The sequence below is a fragment of the Shewanella gelidimarina genome, assembly GCF_023283945.1.
Classification (GTDB): Bacteria; Pseudomonadota; Gammaproteobacteria; order Enterobacterales; family Shewanellaceae; genus Shewanella; species Shewanella gelidimarina.
The window spans coordinates 35,416-51,970 of record NZ_JAKIKW010000016.1; the positions used below are offsets into that span (position 1 = coordinate 35,416).

General features: G+C 43.2%; 14 protein-coding genes. 12 read left to right on the forward strand and 2 right to left on the reverse strand.

The window, feature by feature from the left end:
- Window positions 1–64 precede the first annotated feature (64 nt).
- Window positions 65–2,833: a TonB-dependent receptor plug domain-containing protein gene (locus L2729_RS14010; RefSeq protein WP_248988818.1), complete on the forward strand. Its 2,769-nt coding sequence runs from the start codon at window positions 65–67 to the stop codon at window positions 2,831–2,833.
- Between the two features lie 99 nt (window positions 2,834–2,932).
- On the opposite strand, the gene L2729_RS14015 is transcribed toward L2729_RS14010, so the two are convergent.
- Both L2729_RS14015 and dusC read right to left on the reverse strand, forming a co-directional pair.
- The gene (locus L2729_RS14015) at window positions 2,933–3,289 is read right to left on the reverse strand and encodes a TraR/DksA C4-type zinc finger protein (RefSeq protein ID WP_248988819.1); all 357 of its coding nucleotides are present in this window, start codon (window positions 3,287–3,289) and stop codon (window positions 2,933–2,935) included.
- Between the two features lie 115 nt (window positions 3,290–3,404).
- A complete protein-coding gene (gene dusC / locus L2729_RS14020) occupies window positions 3,405–4,361 on the reverse strand; it encodes a tRNA dihydrouridine(16) synthase DusC (RefSeq protein ID WP_248988820.1) in 957 nt (318 codons plus the stop codon).
- Between the two features lie 374 nt (window positions 4,362–4,735).
- Here dusC and L2729_RS14025 point away from each other — a divergent pair, with 374 nt between their 5' ends.
- From L2729_RS14025 to adk, 11 genes are all read left to right on the forward strand, one after another.
- A complete protein-coding gene (locus L2729_RS14025; protein ID WP_248988821.1) occupies window positions 4,736–5,194 on the forward strand; it encodes an HvfA family oxazolone/thioamide-modified RiPP metallophore in 459 nt (152 codons plus the stop codon).
- Between the two features lie 99 nt (window positions 5,195–5,293).
- Entirely contained in the window at window positions 5,294–6,130 is an 837-nt protein-coding gene (locus L2729_RS14030; RefSeq protein ID WP_248988822.1) for an HvfB family MNIO-type RiPP peptide maturase, read from the forward strand.
- Window positions 6,130–6,894: an HvfC family RiPP maturation protein gene (locus tag L2729_RS14035; RefSeq protein WP_248988823.1), complete on the forward strand. Its 765-nt coding sequence runs from the start codon at window positions 6,130–6,132 to the stop codon at window positions 6,892–6,894. The genes L2729_RS14030 and L2729_RS14035 overlap by 1 nt, the downstream gene beginning before the upstream one ends.
- A gap of 280 nt (window positions 6,895–7,174) precedes the next feature.
- A complete protein-coding gene (locus L2729_RS14040; protein ID WP_248988824.1) occupies window positions 7,175–7,543 on the forward strand; it encodes a YbaN family protein in 369 nt (122 codons plus the stop codon).
- A gap of 251 nt (window positions 7,544–7,794) precedes the next feature.
- Entirely contained in the window at window positions 7,795–8,346 is a 552-nt protein-coding gene (gene apt, locus L2729_RS14045) for an adenine phosphoribosyltransferase (RefSeq protein ID WP_248988825.1), read from the forward strand.
- A 151-nt stretch (window positions 8,347–8,497) separates the two neighbouring features.
- Window positions 8,498–11,377, forward strand: a complete 2,880-nt coding sequence (gene dnaX / locus L2729_RS14050) for a DNA polymerase III subunit gamma/tau (protein WP_248988826.1) — start codon at window positions 8,498–8,500, stop codon at window positions 11,375–11,377.
- A gap of 100 nt (window positions 11,378–11,477) precedes the next feature.
- Window positions 11,478–11,807 carry a YbaB/EbfC family nucleoid-associated protein gene (locus tag L2729_RS14055; protein WP_102039696.1) on the forward strand — a complete coding sequence of 110 codons (330 nt, stop codon included), beginning with the start codon at window positions 11,478–11,480 and terminating at the stop codon, window positions 11,805–11,807.
- Window positions 11,808–12,095: 288 nt separating this feature from the next.
- Window positions 12,096–12,695, forward strand: coding sequence for a recombination mediator RecR (gene recR, locus L2729_RS14060; RefSeq protein WP_101089615.1), 600 nt, complete (start codon window positions 12,096–12,098; stop codon window positions 12,693–12,695).
- Between the two features lie 173 nt (window positions 12,696–12,868).
- A complete protein-coding gene (htpG, locus tag L2729_RS14065) occupies window positions 12,869–14,788 on the forward strand; it encodes a molecular chaperone HtpG (RefSeq protein WP_248988827.1) in 1,920 nt (639 codons plus the stop codon).
- Window positions 14,789–14,861: 73 nt separating this feature from the next.
- Window positions 14,862–15,707: a tetratricopeptide repeat protein gene (locus tag L2729_RS14070; RefSeq protein WP_248988828.1), complete on the forward strand. Its 846-nt coding sequence runs from the start codon at window positions 14,862–14,864 to the stop codon at window positions 15,705–15,707.
- 188 nt (window positions 15,708–15,895) lie between these two features.
- Complete coding sequence (gene adk, locus L2729_RS14075; RefSeq protein WP_248988829.1) at window positions 15,896–16,540, forward strand: adenylate kinase; 645 nt, start codon at window positions 15,896–15,898, stop codon at window positions 16,538–16,540.
- The last annotated feature ends 15 nt before the right edge of the window (window positions 16,541–16,555 follow it).

Below are 16,555 nucleotides of genomic sequence, written 5' to 3' on the forward strand. Positions count from 1 at the left end.
ATTAATAATAAAATAAAAAATATAACTATTTTCACACTTAGTGTTGAAATTTGAAGGGAAATATATGAACTCAATGACCTTAACTGCAAGTGCAATACGTAAAAGCTTTATTGCAATTGCTGCTAGTAGTGTTGCCTTATCTGGATTTGCTTTAGCAGAAGATGCTGCAGAAGGAAATACAGCAGAAGAGAAAGTAGAACGAATTCAAGTTACCGGTTCACGTATTAAACGTGCCGATTTGGAAACATCTAGCCCAGTCACGGTTATTGACGCCTCAGCAATTCTTGCATCTGGCGCAACTTCTATTGATGACATACTGCAGCAAATGACGTCAACGGGCGGTGCGATGGTGAACGCGGCCGTTAACAACGGTTCAGGTGGTGATGCAAGTATCAACCTACGTGGCCTAGGTTCAAATCGTACTTTGGTGTTGGTCAATGGCCGTCGTATGATTGCGTCAGGAACGGGTGCAGCATCAACGGTCGATTTGAACACCATTCCAGTATCGATGATCCAACGCGTTGAAGTGCTAAAAGATGGCGCTTCAGCCATTTATGGAACGGATGCCATCGCTGGTGTTGTTAACGTGATTTTGAAGCGTGATTTTGATGGCTTTGAAATGAACGTGCAGACAGGTATGTCAGGTCATGGAGATGCAGATGAATCAAGCATTGATTTTACAATAGGCAACACGTTCGATAAAGGTAACGTTGTCATCAATGCTCAGTACACTAAACGTGGTGAAGCTAGCCAGGCAGATCGTGATTTTTCTAATTGTCCAATCGCTGAAACAGGCGCTTCTGGAGATAAGAGTCTTTATTGTGGTGGTAGTTCATACGCACAAGGTGGGCATGTCTGGGGTGACATGAACTTTGGTATTACTCCTACAGGTCCTGAAGACGAGTATGCTATTGGTGATTCTGGTGAGTATGGTGAGTATGTCGATAACGGCGAAGGTAAAGCCAAATTTCAATACTTTGATGGCAAATCTGAAGCTGATTTAAGTGGTCGTGGTGGTGAATACCATGATTTTGAAAATGATGATAAGTATAACTATGCTAAAGACAGCTACTTATATACTCCTATGGAGCGTTTGAACCTGTCTTTCTCTGGTACTTACGAGCTATCTGATACGATCACGTTCTTCTCTGAGGCGATGTACTCTAAGCGTTGGTCTGAACAACAAATGGCTCCACAGCCAATTTGGAATAATTCTGCTTGGGAATATAAGCCTAAAGCAGATGGCGGTTTCATGACCGATGACCTTCTTCCTTGGGTAAAATCAGGTGAAGAATTAAGCTATGGTCGTCGTATGGTTGAGTCAGGTTCTCGTGATTTTTCACAAGTTGTTGATACCATTCGCCTTGTAGTTGGTCTCGAAGGTGAGTTCAGTAATGGTTGGACATGGGATGCTTCTTACAACAAAGGTAAGAACGATTCTGTAGACACTCTAGCTAACTTACATAACATCGGTTCAATCAATGACGCTGTTTTAGAAGGTGATTTTGACCCATTCCTTCAGTCTTCTTGGGAAGGCGAAAGCATTGCTCCATTTATTTACACTGAAGTAAATAGCGGTGGCAGTGAGTTAGATATTGCTTCAGCAACAATTTCTGGTGATATTGTTGATTTACCTGCGGGTACTATGGGCTTTGCAGCGGGTTACGAATACCGTAAAGAATCAGCACATTACACGCCAGATTCACTAACTGCTCAAGGTTTAGCGAACGATCCACGTGTTGAAGCTACAGCTGGTTCTTTTGATGTGAATGAAGTTTATGCAGAAATTGCGATTCCATTACTAAGCGATTTACCATTGGCACAGCAAGTAGATTTAAGTGCAGCAATGCGTTATTTCGACTACAGCACATTTGGTTCTGATAATACTTGGAAAGTGGGTTTAACTTGGCGTGTATTTGATGACCTAATGATCCGTGGTGGTCAATCTACTGCATTCCGTGCACCAACAGTAGATGAGTTGTTTGGCGGTAAGTCTCCATCATTTGATCAAATTGTTCACCCTGCCACTGATCAAACTCAAGCAGAAGTGACCGTTGGTGGTAACCCAAATCTAACCCCTGAAGAAGCTGATATCACAACTGTTGGTTTAGTTTACTCGCCAAGTTTTGTTGACGGTTTATCATTTACTCTTGATTACTATGATATTGCTATCTCAAACACAATTACTTCAGTTGATTCAAACTACATTGCTAATCAGTGTTTAGATGCAAACGGTAGCACGATCAATACAGGTACCGCTTTATGTCAAGCGTCTAATATCTCAATCGATGCTACAGGCCGTATTAAGTTTGATAATGGTTTACAAAACATTGGTGAAACTAACACTGCTGGTTACGATATCAATGTTGCTTACGCTTTCGAAGGTTTTGGTTTAGATTGGAAAGCAGGTTTAGATACTTCTATTTTAGACACTTATGAAGAATTTGACCAAGACGGTAACGCTGTTGATTATAAAGGTTACATTACCGGTGGTGTAGGTGCTTACGCTGAGTTCAAAACGAACTTTAACTTAAAAGCGTCAGGCGATGATTGGTCTGCAACATACGAAGCGCGTTATATCGACGGAATGGATTCATTTGCTTGTAAAGATGATACCGCAGGTTGTTATGCTCCTTCAGTTGACTCAATTGTTTATCATGATCTATCAGCAACGTATGATGTAACAAATACAGTTCGTCTATCGGGCGGCGTTAACAACATTCTAGATGAAGAGCCACCGTACTACACTGGTAACAACGATTCAAATACCGATCCGTACACTTATGATGTACTAGGTCGTTACTTCTTCGTAAGAGCAAGTGTTAAGTTCTAAAATAGTTATTTAATTAAGATTTAAACATTAAAAAACCTCCTTAATTGGAGGTTTTTTTGTAGGAGCCAACGAATGCTCTAAGAAGTAAATGGACTAGAGTTAGTGGTTTAGTCTTAACTCTTGACGATGCTCGCGCTTATGTTGGCTAGTACAGCTTAAACATCTCTGTTCAAGTGGATTAGCGACTAACAGTTCTGCTTCGATTTCTGATTCACAATCAGAGCACACGCCATACAAACCAATGTCCAGTTGGCAACAAGCTGCATCGAGTTGCATCAACTTAAAAAATAATGGGTTATCGCATAAGTGAGCTTGAGTCATTATTTCAATGAGCTCACAACGGGAATAATTATGCTTGTCCATTAGCTTGGCTTGGATATCTGGGTGCACACCAATCTTCTGCCTTAACTCCGATTCTATATCGGATAACATTTGTTTGATTTGGTTGGTACTCACAGTTTTGCCTACAATTATTGACTTCACGGTTTATCAGTCTAAACATGTCACGATTGTAGGTAATGACGAAGATCAAATCAGAGAGCATTATTACTAATAATAACCAATTATTCTGTTAATCAGCCTGCTGATGGTACAGATTGGCATTTGCTGTTTGCAGAACATTGATGATTTCTTCAGCCGTTTTGTAGATCCGTAGCTCGCGAAACAAGGTATCTGCTTCGGGATATTGACGATTGAGATAGTTAAACCATTGTTTAATTCTGGCTGGGTAATAGGTACTTTTACGTCCGGCGAGTTCTCGGTTGGTGTACTCCAGCATCAGTGCCAGTGATTGTTGCCACGTATAAGGTGTTTCACCTTTAATACTTGCCGCGAGATTTGGCAACGAAATGGCCCCGCGTCCTACCATGATGGTGTCACACCCGGTCACTTGCATGCAGCGTTGTGCATCTTGTGCATTCCAAATTTCGCCGTTAGCAATAACCGGAATAGGCAGTTTGGCATTGATGTCGGTAATGTATTCCCAATAAGCAGGTGGCTTATAGCCATCAACTTTACTTCTGGCGTGCACCGCAATCTCACTGGCGCCCGCTTCGTAAATGGCCTGTGCATTCTCCATATAAAGAGATTTATCGTTAAAACCGAGACGGATTTTTGCGGTCACAGGATGCTCATCAGAGACTGCATCTCGCATGGCCTTGACGACATTATACAACTGCTCAGGATATTGCAGCATGATTGCACCACCGTTACTGCGGTTAACCATTTTTGCTGGGCAACCAAAATTAACGTCGACCCCTTTAGATCCTAGCTCTATTGCTCTAGCCGCATTTTCCGCCATCCAACCAGGCTCTTGTCCCAGTAACTGGACCCTTACCGGCGTGCCTGAAGCCGTTTTACCGTCAGTTTTTAGCTCAGGACAGAGACGGTAAAATACTTTTTCTGGTAATAACTGATCAACGACACGTACAAATTCCGTCACCATTAAATCGTAGGGATTGATTGCTGAAAGGATTTCACGCATTAAATCATCAACCACGCCTTCCATAGGCGCCAAAATTATTCGCACAGAACAGTCCACTCATCAGTTTTAAAAGGCGCTGCATTCTACATCATGCACCGTACTGCACCAAATTAAAGCGGGTATAGAGTGATCTTTCATCGTTAATCTTCAGTATTGTTATTTGATTGTTGTTTTATTGGTCAGTCTCTATTTGTTGCTTGATAAGCGCTATTTACCACAAATCACTAAGGTAAACATCGCTATAACAGGCACTAATAGATGTAAACAACATTTGCACTATCAGCTTTTATGCGTCATAAATGTGATAGTTGTAGAATAAATGAAATTTATTTGTAGGTGCACAGGTCTCTTTAAGCAAGCCAGCAAAATACATTGTTGGTAACCGAAATACTGTAGATTAAATCAAGAAGGAAGATATTATGAAACTCGTTAATAAGACTGCTATTACTGTTGCCGTTGGTGCTGTTGTTCTTGGAAGTTCTTTGGCTGCATCTGTTCAAGCAAGCCCATTTGGTTATAGTGAGATGCAAGCCGGTTACCAGCTAGTCGAAGGCGAAGGTAAGTGTGGCGAAGGCAAATGCGGCGCAGACAAGAAAAAAGCCAAAGAAGGTAAGTGTGGCGAAGACAAAATGAAGGCCAAAGAAGGTAAGTGTGGCGAAGACAAAATGAAGGCCAAAGAAGGTAAGTGTGGCGAAGGTAAGTGCGGCGGCGACAAAATGAAAGCCAAAGAAGGTAAGTGCGGCGGCGACAAAATGAAAGCCAAAGAAGGTAAGTGCGGCGAAGGTAAATGTGGCGGCGATAAAATGAAAGCCAAAGAAGGCAAGTGTGGCGGCGATAAGAAAGCTGAGAAAGAAGGTAAGTGTGGTGGTTCAAAGTAAGCTATCCACTTGAGTTAAACAGGGTCAGCGCTTGCTGGCCCTATTTGTATTTACTTAAGCTGTTTGGGTATATAAATCATAAATTAGTGGGCGTGTAGTATGATAAATAAAGGACAGGTGGGTCTCGGTCTTAGGCGAGAAATGTTGGATGAATTTTGCCAAGGTGTTCCCAAGGCCATTGATTTTTTTGAGGTAGCACCGGAAAACTGGATGACACTCGGCGGAAAGTTTGGTCGTCAGTTTAGGGCACTAACAGAAAAACATGAGTTTTACTGTCATGGTTTATCGCTATCTATTGGTAGCCCAGCGCCGCTCGATGTTCAATTTGTCAAAAACGTCAAAGACTTTCTAGACTTGCATCAGATAAAAAGCTATTCAGAGCATTTAAGTTATTGTTCTGGTACTGGACATATGTACGATTTGATGCCAATCCCTTTTACGGGCGAAGCCGTTCGTCATGTGGCTGCGCGTGTTAAGCAAGTTGAGGATATTATTGAACGTCCTTTAATATTGGAGAACGTATCATTTTACGCTGCTCCTGGCGCTGAAATGTCTGAACTGGAGTTTGTTACAGCCGTAATGGAAGAAGCTGACTGTAAGATGCTGCTCGACGTTAACAATATCTATGTGAACTCGATTAACCATCAATATGATGCGCTTGAATACTTAAAAGCGATGCCGACCGATAGAATCGAATATTTACATATTGCGGGTCACTATGAAGAGGCAGAAGACTTAGTGGTTGATACACACGGCGCTGACATTGTTGATCCGGTATGGAAGCTATTAGAAGCATGCCATCAGTACCATGGTGTTTTTCCGACATTGCTTGAACGAGATTTTAATATTCCAGCAACCAATGAGTTGCTGTTAGAAATTAATCAGATCCATGATTATCAAAACCGTCATATCGCCAGTTTAAAAAGGAGCGCTTGATGAGTTTTATTGAAACACAACAAAACTTCATGGATTACATTAAAGATCCATCGAATCCTCTACCAGAGGGGATTGAAGAGCGGCGAATGAAGATTTATCGCGAACTGTTTTTTAACAATATTGATGGCTTTGTGTCTAACGCCTTTCCGGTATTAAAAAGTTTATATAGCGAACAAGACTGGCAACAACGAGTGCAACAGTTCTTCGTTAGTCATGATTGTCACACGCCTATCTTTATTGAGATTTCCCAAGAATTTCTGCTGTTTTTGCAAACCGAATACACAGCAACAGAGATTGACCCTCCTTTTATGCTGGAACTGGCACATTATGAATGGCTAGAGCTAGTTGTGGCCGTTGCACAAGAGGTTCCGCAGCAAAAGATAATCGACATGGCGGTAATCGATGCTGACGTTATTTCAGCGATGTCGCTAAGTGTGTCGTCGACATCGCAAATAGCTCAGTATACATACGATGTACAACACATTAGCGAAGATTACCGTCCAAAAGAGCCGACAGAGGAACCGCAGTTTTTTTGTATATATTCTGACTTTGAAGATGAAGTGAGCTTTTTACAGCTCAATCCGCTAACAGCCCAGGTTTTAGCTTATATGTCGCAATTTGACTCAGTGCAATGTGCAGATTTAATTGAATGGTTATCAGTGACTTTTACCGATATAGAGCCTGCGGTATTACAACAAGGCTGTGTAGACCTGTTAATGCAATTGAGTGCTAAAGGCATCATTAGAGAATTTATTGAGGAATAGTCTTTCTATCAGCACGGCTAAACCCTATAATGGCGCCAAAAATTGATCTAGATCAATAATTGTCGTTAGCAACAGTTGTAGGGGAAGTCATGAGTCAGCCGTTTAAAGACCCATTTAACATTGTTTATTTTATTGGTTTTATCCTGGTAATGTTGTTGCCGACATTACCCGCAAGCCTATCTTGGTTGAAGGTAATGGGGCTTATTTAAGCTCTGTTTCATTCTAGCTCAGGTATACTAGCCACTCTTTTGAGTGGCTTTTTGTTTTTTGGGCGGTACTGATGGCGTTAAAGCGTGGTTTCTTTCTTCTGGCTGGTCTTTGTAGTCTGGCATTAGGTTTATTGGGTATTTTATTGCCTATACTGCCAACGGTGCCTTTTATCTTATTGGCTGCTTATTGTTTTGCTCGCTCAAGTGACAGACTATATCAATGGTTGATGGCACACCCGTGGTTTGCTGATGCGCTACAAAATTGGCAGGCAGAAGGCGGTATGCGTAAAGGACTAAAGAAGAAGGCCTATATTGTAAGTAGCCTAAGTTTTATTGTCAGTATCACGATAGTCCCGCTTATTTGGGTCAAAGTGATGCTAGCCTGCATTGGAACTGGACTCATTGTTTACTTGAGAAGCATTCCTGAGATCGATGAATAAGCCTTTGACTGTATTAGTGCATAGTACTGAATATAAAAGCGAATTTTACCTATTGCCAACAGCTCTTTGGAACAGTGAACAATAGTCGTGGTATTTTGCATGGGGTGAGTCAGCAGTTCTGGCGATCCATTGTTGCAACTATGCATAAAGCGGCTTAAGCTTTACGCCGATTTTCACACTTCGATGACATTTGCTATGGCGATAGTCGCTAGCAACATGTCAGCAAATTCAACTCAATAAAGTAAAGAATTATGGTAATGAATACTGACAGCTTAGCAATTATAAAGAACAGCATTAAAACCATCCCAAACTACCCTAAAGAGGGGATTTTGTTTAGAGATGTGACTAGCTTATTAGAAGATCCACAAGCGTATAAATTAACTATTGGTCTTTTAGTGGAACACTACAAGGAACAAGGCTTTACTAAAGTCGTTGGCACTGAAGCTCGTGGTTTCCTATTTGGTGCACCTTTGGCGTTAGAGTTAGGTATTGGCTTCGTTCCAGTACGTAAGCCGGGTAAATTACCAAGAAAGACTATTTCTGAAAGCTATGAGCTTGAGTATGGTCATGACGTTCTTGAAATTCATGTCGATGCTATTACTAGTGAAGACAAAGTCTTGGTTGTTGATGATTTACTGGCGACGGGCGGCACCATTGAAGCAACCGTTAAGTTAATCCGTAATCTAGGCGGCCAGGTTAATCATGCTGCATTTGTGATCTCATTACCGGATCTTGGTGGTGAAAAGCGTCTCGCAACAATGGATCTCGAATTACTCAGCTTATGTGAATTCGAAGGCGAATAATCAGGCTGAAATGTCTGTTTAAGGTGAATTAATCACCGCCAAACCGCTCCTTGAACGCTTGATATAGCATGTCAAACCTTTGCATGCTATTGTTCAAATTAGTCGAGGAGCGTGCTCCCGTAATCATATTCATGACACGTTGGGGAGTTCCATGTCATATCAGGTGTTAGCCAGAAAATGGCGCCCTGCCAAATTTGAGCAAATGGTTGGCCAGTCTCATGTTTTACATGCATTAACCAATGCGCTCACTCAGCAAAGATTGCATCATGCCTATTTGTTTTCCGGCACTCGAGGAGTGGGTAAAACCAGTCTTGCACGTCTTTTCGCTAAAGGCTTAAATTGTGAACAAGGCGTTACTGCTACGCCATGTGGCGAATGTTCTGCTTGCGTAGAAATCGCAGAAGGGCGTTTTGTTGATCTCATTGAGGTAGATGCTGCCTCACGCACAAAAGTTGATGACACCCGCGAACTGCTCGATAACGTGCAGTATCGTCCGAGTCGTGGCCGCTATAAAGTGTACCTTATCGATGAAGTGCATATGCTGTCTCGCAGTAGCTTTAATGCTCTGCTAAAAACGCTTGAAGAGCCACCTGAACATGTTAAGTTCCTGCTTGCAACGACGGATCCGCAGCGTTTACCTGTCACCGTGTTGTCACGCTGTTTACAGTTTAATCTCAAGAGTTTGACTCAAGATGAAATTGCCAATCAGTTAGCCAATGTCTTGACGCAAGAAACCCTTAATTTCGAAACATCTGCGTTAACTCTGCTGGCAAAAGCGGCCAACGGCAGTATGCGTGATGCGTTAAGCCTTACCGATCAAGCGATTGCTTTTGGTGCCGGACAAGTCAAACTTGAACTTGTACAAACCATGCTCGGCAGTATTGATGACAAACAGGTCCTAGTCTTACTGGAAGCATTAGCCAAAGCCGATATCATGGCATTGATGCAAGTCAGTGCTAGCGTATTGTCATTTGGTGCTGAGCCGGACGAGGTACTGCGGAGTTTATTAGAGCTACTGCATCAAATTACCTTAACTCAATTTGCGCCTGCTGCAGCGCAAATGTCGTTATATAGCGAACAAATCAAGGCCTTTGCAGAGCAATTATCGCCTGAGCAAGTGCAGTTATATTATCAATTGCTGCTGACAGGTCGTAAAGACTTGCCTCATGCACCTGATCCCAAGTCAGGGCTTGAAATGGCATTATTGCGCGCTGTGACCTTTGTACCAGAGCAACCTGTGACCAAATGGGTGACTGACACGCCTGCAAAACTTTCAATCCCTGCGTTAACTTCAGAGTCAATTACTGGCTCAAAACAGCAAGAAGCAGGGGCAGAGCAAGCAGAGACTAAAGCCACGTCGCTAAATATGGCTGCCGAAAAAAAAACACTTATAGACGCGAGTGATGAAGTCACCATTCCTGTTAGTGTCAAGACTCCAGAGACTCCAGAGACTCCAGAGACTCAAGAACCTAAGCCTCAAGCTGATATTCCTCAAGCCGCGACACCAGTATTGAATAGCCTTGAGAGCATGAACAGTGAAATGGCTGTCATACTCAGCCAAGCTCAGAGTCAAGGGTATTCAAAATCTAGTGAGTCAGATCTCAAAGCGCCGCTCACTAAACCGCAGCAAAGCCCTTTAGTTGAAGAGGGTACTGCAACTTCAAATGAAACAATCGAAGTCGCCAATACTGCCGTTATAGTTCCGAGTATTGAATCTGTTCCGGTACCGGTACCGAGTAAAACAAATGATTTAGTGATCGATTCGACTATTACTGCAAGTCATAGCGCCAATAAAAGTGTTGCTGAAACGGCTAGCGCCGAGATCGCCACAACAGAGGTCACAGAGGCAGTTCAAGCTGGCTATGAAGGCGAAGACGATCTATCTGCTTATGCACAATATGCTGGCGCACAGGATATTGACTTCGACGGCAACGATTTTGACTTTGATACTTCCAACTCTGCTCCTTTGCCACAAGACACGTTATCTTCAGTTGTGCCCCAAGAGCGACTTGCTTCTGAACAAAGTACGCTCGTGGCTCAAAATGAAACAGAAAAGTCAGATAGCACAGTAACAAGTACTGATTTAAGCGATGATATTTTAGATGCTGTATTAGCAGCAAGAGATTCTCTGTTGGATGGATTAGGTGATGATGAGCCTAAGGAGAGTTCCACAAAAAAGTCCGTTAATGAGCGCAAGCCTTTTGCACCGCCAGTTCGCAAGCCTAAGCGAGAAGATAAAGACGCTGAGGGGTCATCTATTGATGACGATATCGAGCCATTGCAGCAAAGCAAAGCTTTAGCGCCAGTGGATAACAGCAGCAATATTATCGACCGGCCGCCATGGGAAGAGCCACATGAGCAGGATCCCACACCGCGATTTAAAGATGAAAGCGCTGTTCATGCAGCAGAGTCGCCAGCCAATGTCGCAGTTGCAGCTGTTGCAGTACCAAGTCAACAGAAGAACGAAACCGCTCAGGTTAGTCATAAATCCACTGCTATGCAGCTTGATTCAACTTCAGTTCAGGATGTTGCGTTAAACTTACCCGCGCTGCCAAGTGGCGAGTTAAGCGGCAATGATATTGATTTGAAGTGGTACCGATTTATGGCTGAGCTTGAAGTAGGCGGACGTGTTAGACAGCTCGCAGTTAACTCTGTTTGCCATCAGTTTGAACAACCGTTGTCGTTGTTATTGAAACCCGATCAAAAGCATCTTGCAGCCGATGTTGCCATTAAGCAGTTTGAAGAAGCCATGAGCCTAGCGCTTGGTGAGCCAAGTGAAGTACGTGTGTCAGTGGGGATCGACAGTACTCGAGAGACCCCTCTTGAAGTGCGGCGTCGTTTTCATAAAGAGATCCTTGCACAAGCTCATCATGGCTTAATGACTGACGCGAATGTACATTGGTTAGCACAGAATATGGGCGCACAGTTAACACCTGATACGTTATCTTATGCACCAGAATTACTGGTTAAAAAAGGAAAGTCGATAGAATTGGTCGACATGTCGAACTTTAAGCGGTTACCTGGGTCATAATTTTACAATTGAAATTTCAGCTTTCATTGCTAATCAGTCTATATTTAGTAAGATTAGCCCACTTTATTTGTTGTGATAAATAATAGAAGAGAATTAGAGTATGTTTGGAAAAGGCGGTATGGGCAACTTGATGAAGCAAGCCCAACAGATGCAAGACAAGATGGCTAAAGTGCAGGAAGAGATCGCACGTATGGAAGTGACAGGCGAAGCCGGCGCTGGCCTTGTTAAAGTCACCATGACGGGCTCTCACAGTGTGCGTAAAGTCGATATTGACGCAAGCTTGCTTGAAGACGATAAAGAGATGCTTGAAGATCTTATCGCAGCAGCATGCAACGACGCAGCTCGCCGTGTTGAAGAGAATCAAAAAGATCGCATGGCTGAAGTCACTGGCGGCATGCAGTTGCCACCAGGCATGAAGATGCCTTTCTAAGACCGCACATACGTGCTGGATTTGCGTTTAGCGTTTACAGTATGATGTCGCCGTTTATTGTTTTTAAGAGCCCAAGGTAACTTGGGCTTTTTTGTGCGCAAAGCGCCTGCTTTGGTCACTTTATCGTATCTGTCTCGCTGTAATTTAGCGTTATCATTGATTAATCTATGTTAACATTCGCGGTTCATTTGATTAAGAATGATGTAAGTTTCTGGCTTATATCTGCTCTTGAAAAATCAATACTTATTATTTTTAGGCAAGAGTTTGCCTCGCTATGCGGAACGTTAAATGAAATTTAGTCCACTTGTCGATGAGTTGATCCAGTCACTTAAATGCCTACCGGGAGTGGGGCCTAAATCTGCACAGCGCATGGCCTTCCAGCTATTAGAACGCGATCGTAAGGCGGGAGCTAAGCTTGCCGACTCGTTGGGTAGAGCTATGTCTGACGTTGGCCATTGCCAATCATGTCGTACGTTTACAGAAGAAACCTACTGCCCTATTTGTGTCAGTACTAAACGTGGCCATTCGAGTATCATTTGTGTTGTAGAAACGCCTGCTGATGCACTCGCGATAGAAGCGGGTGGTCATTTCACGGGACGTTATTTTGTATTGCTGGGACATTTATCTCCGCTCGACGGCGTAGGTCCCGATGAGTTGGGGCTATCACTGTTAGAAACCCATTTGGCTTCGGGTGAGGTCAGTGAACTTATTTTAGCAACCAACCCTACGGTCGAAGGCGACGCCACCGCACACTATATTGCCGACATGGCTAAAAGCCATGCGTTGGCCGTGAGCCGTATTGCTCACGGTGTGCCCGTTGGTGGTGAACTTGAATACGTTGACAGCACAACGCTAGCATTATCTTTCAGTGGGCGTTTGCCTATTTAGGAACGCGAGATTTAACGTTAGTGTCATAACAAAGCTCAGTTAATGGTGACTCATTTACTGGGCTTTTTTTGTGCAATTAGAATCAATGCGACCCTTCCCCCTTGAAAAGCGATTTTATAACCCCATTTCTAGTAACAAGCAGTACTTAAATCGAATTTTAAAGGGAACATTTCATGTCACAACAAGAGACTCATGGCTTTCAAACTGAAGTCAAACAACTACTACATTTGATGATCCACTCTTTGTACTCAAACAAAGAAATTTTCTTGCGCGAATTAGTCTCGAATGCTGCTGATGCGGCAGATAAGTTGCGCTATCAAGCGTTAACGGATAATGACCTTTACGAAGGTGAAGGCGAGCTACGCGTTCGCATTAGTGCCGATAAAGAGAAAGGCACGATAACCATTGCTGACAATGGTATTGGTATGACCCGTGATGGTGTGATTGAGCACTTAGGAACGATCGCTAAATCAGGTACCGCTGACTTTTTTAAGAACATGTCAGGTGATGATTCAAAAGATTCTCAGTTGATTGGTCAATTTGGTGTTGGTTTCTACTCTGCCTTTATTGTGGCTGACAAAGTGACAGTGCGTACTCGTGCAGCGGGCCATAGCATTGATGAAGGTGTGCTTTGGGAATCAGCGGGTGAAGGTGACTTCACCGTTGACACTATTACTAAGCAGAGCCGCGGTACTGAGATCACGCTTCATCTACGTGATGATGAAAAAGAGTTTGCTGATGACTATCGTCTGCGCTCAATTGTGACCAAATACTCAGACCATATCTCTGTTGCCGTTGAGATGTTTGAAGACGGTACACCTGCAATTGAAACCACAGAAGAGGGCGGTGAAGCTGTTCCTGCTACTGATGGCAGCTGGAAGCCGATGAACAAGGCGACCGCATTATGGACACGTAATAAAAGTGACGTGTCTGATGAAGAGTATAATGAATTCTATAAGCATATTTCACACGATTACGCTGACCCACTGATTTGGAGCCATAACCGCGTTGAAGGTAAGCAGGAATACACCAGCTTGCTTTATATCCCGGCTAAAGCCCCCTTCGACATGTGGAACCGCGATCGTAAGCATGGGCTAAAACTATTTGTACAGCGTGTATTCGTCATGGATGATGCTGAGCAGTTTATGCCGAGTTACCTGCGTTTTGCTCAAGGTCTGATTGATTCAAATGATCTGCCACTCAACGTATCGCGTGAAATCTTACAAGATAATAAAGTGACCACATCACTGCGCACAGCGGTAACCAAGCGCGTGCTTAGCATGCTTGAAAAGCTGGCTAAAAATGATGCAGAACAATACCTATCTTTCTGGGCTGAGTTTGGTCAGGTGCTTAAAGAAGGACCTGCTGAAGATTTTGCTAATAAAGAACGTATTGCAGGTTTGTTGCGCTTTGCATCAACTCACACTGGCGAGGCTACGCCAAATGTATCACTTGCTGATTACATTGAGCGTATGCAGGAAGGTCAAACTAAGATCTACTACATCGTTGCTGATAGTCATGAAGCAGCTGCCAATAGCCCACATCTAGAACTACTGCGTAAAAAAGGCATTGAAGTACTGTTAATGTCTGAGCGTATCGATGAGTGGTTGATTAACCATCTTACTGAGTTTGATGGTAAGCAGATGCACTCTGTCACGCGTGGCGATCTTGAGCTAGGTGAACTGGAAGATGCTGGTGAAAAAGAAGCACAAGAGAAACTTGAAACTGCATCAGAAGGCTTAGTTAAACGCGTTAAAGACAGTTTAGGTGATAAAGTGTCAGCCGTTAAAGTGACGACTCGTTTAACGGATACACCTGCTTGTGTTGTTGCTGGTGAAGGCGAAATGTCGACACAAATGATCAAGCTAATGCAAGCTGCTGGTCAAGCCGTTCCTGAGTCTAAGCCAACATTTGAGCTAAACCCTGAGCACCCTCTAGTAGCCCGTCTTAACGACGAGCAAGATGAAGCGTCATTCGCGCAGTGGACTGATCTTTTACTACAGCAGGCATTATTGTCTGAAAAAGGCAGCTTGGCTGACCCATCAGCGTTTATTAAGCTGATGAACCAGATGTTATTGGCAAACGTTAAGTAGTAAACAGCTATAATAATAGAGGCAGTTAATCTGCCTCTTTTTTTATGGATCTTTTAAAGGCTAAAGGAAAGTTATGGAAAATATTCTAGAACTGACTAAAGAAAACATTCAGCAAATCGTCGATGCCTCAATGGAACAGGTGATTGTATTAGCATTTTGGGCCGATAAAAGCCCAGAGAGTTTAACCTTGATGCAAACACTTGAGAGCCTTTCGCTGCAGCAGAACGGCCGATTTGTGTTAGCAAAAGTAAACTGTGAAGCTGAAATGGAGATAGCCAATTATTTCCAGATCCAAAATTTGCCAACGACCTTAGTTTTACACGAAGGTAAACCTATTGATGGTTTTGCTGGCGTACAAAATGCGGCGCAAATTACCGAAATGCTAGATAAGCATCTGCCTGCCGCTTGGCAGTTAAAGCTTAACCAAGCCAGAGTGTTTTTATCTGAACAAAATGCCATTGGTGCACTGCCGTTATTGAAAGAGGCTTACGCCGAGCAGCCTATTGCTGAGATAGCGCTTGCTTTGACTGACGTGTATTTGTCTCTGGGTGCATTAGAAGATGGACAGAACTTGCTCTGTGGAATTGCCCTGGAAGATCAAGACAGTTATTACCAGAGTTTAAAGGCCAAGTTAGCCCTGGCGCTTGATGCGGCTGATACTCCAGAGATCAGAAAGTTACAAATTGATTTAGAGCAATCGCCAAACAATTTTGTGGTTATGATTGAGCTTGCCAAAGCACTGCACCAAGCTCAACGTAATGATGAAGCACTTGCCTTGTTATTTGCGCCTTTGCAGAAAGATATGGCTGCCCTAGACGGTAAAGTGAAAGGAGTATTCCTAGAGATTTTAACCGCGTTAGGTCAAGGTAATAGTGTCGCTAATCAGTATCGTCGTAAACTTTACACCTTACTTTACTGATAAAGGTCAATATCTCGACGAATTTGCCTCAAGTGAGGCTAAAGTCGAAGGGAAATCGCTTCAAAATAGCGGCTATTTATGCGAAGATCGCCGCCCTAAACATAATAATACCAATCGCGAGACCAAACTTTAGACTTTTGTCTGTATTAGAGGTTGGTATAACAATGCGAAATAAGAGGAAGATTGAGATGCGCATTATGCTATTAGGTGCCCCAGGTGCCGGTAAAGGTACCCAAGCCCAATTCATCATGGAAAAGTACGGTATTCCTCAAATTTCAACGGGTGATATGCTGCGCGCCGCAGTAAAAGCGGGCACTCCACTTGGCTTAGAAGCTAAAAAAGTGATGGATGCCGGTCAATTGGTATCTGACGAGTTAATTATTGGTCTTGTGAAAGAGCGTGTTGCACAAGATGATTGCGCTGATGGATTCCTATTAGATGGTTTCCCACGCACCATTCCTCAAGCTGATGCGATGGCTGCGGGTGGTATTGCTATCGATCATGTTGTTGAAATTGATGTGCCGGACGAAGAGATCGTTAAGCGCATGAGCGGCCGTCGAGTTCACCCAGGTTCTGGCCGTGTTTATCACATTGTCTTTAATCAACCAAAGGTTGAAGGTAAAGATGATGTTACTGGAGATGATCTCGCCATTCGTCCAGATGATGAAGAAACAACAGTACGTAAGCGTCTTGATATTTACCATGAGCAAACTAAGCCATTGGTTGAGTATTACGGTGCGGTTGCGGCTAAAGGTGACGCGACTTATAACAAATTCGATGGCACCCAGACAGTGACAAAAGTTAGCCAAGAAATTGTTGCAATACTTGGCTAAATAGACACAAAATTG

Excerpts from the sequence above, each read along its gene's own strand:
- L2729_RS14010 (WP_248988818.1), top strand. The coding sequence starts at position 65 with ATGAACTCAATGACCTTAACTGCAAGTGCAATACGTAAAAGCTTTATT.
- L2729_RS14025 (WP_248988821.1), top strand. The coding sequence starts at position 4,736 with ATGAAACTCGTTAATAAGACTGCTATTACTGTTGCCGTTGGTGCTGTT.
- L2729_RS14030 (WP_248988822.1), top strand. The coding sequence starts at position 5,294 with ATGATAAATAAAGGACAGGTGGGTCTCGGTCTTAGGCGAGAAATGTTG.
- L2729_RS14035 (WP_248988823.1), top strand. The coding sequence starts at position 6,130 with ATGAGTTTTATTGAAACACAACAAAACTTCATGGATTACATTAAAGAT.
- L2729_RS14040 (WP_248988824.1), top strand. The coding sequence starts at position 7,175 with ATGGCGTTAAAGCGTGGTTTCTTTCTTCTGGCTGGTCTTTGTAGTCTG.
- apt (WP_248988825.1), top strand. The coding sequence starts at position 7,795 with ATGGTAATGAATACTGACAGCTTAGCAATTATAAAGAACAGCATTAAA.
- dnaX (WP_248988826.1), top strand. The coding sequence starts at position 8,498 with ATGTCATATCAGGTGTTAGCCAGAAAATGGCGCCCTGCCAAATTTGAG.
- L2729_RS14055 (WP_102039696.1), top strand. The coding sequence starts at position 11,478 with ATGTTTGGAAAAGGCGGTATGGGCAACTTGATGAAGCAAGCCCAACAG.
- recR (WP_101089615.1), top strand. The coding sequence starts at position 12,096 with ATGAAATTTAGTCCACTTGTCGATGAGTTGATCCAGTCACTTAAATGC.
- htpG (WP_248988827.1), top strand. The coding sequence starts at position 12,869 with ATGTCACAACAAGAGACTCATGGCTTTCAAACTGAAGTCAAACAACTA.
- L2729_RS14070 (WP_248988828.1), top strand. The coding sequence starts at position 14,862 with ATGGAAAATATTCTAGAACTGACTAAAGAAAACATTCAGCAAATCGTC.
- adk (WP_248988829.1), top strand. The coding sequence starts at position 15,896 with ATGCGCATTATGCTATTAGGTGCCCCAGGTGCCGGTAAAGGTACCCAA.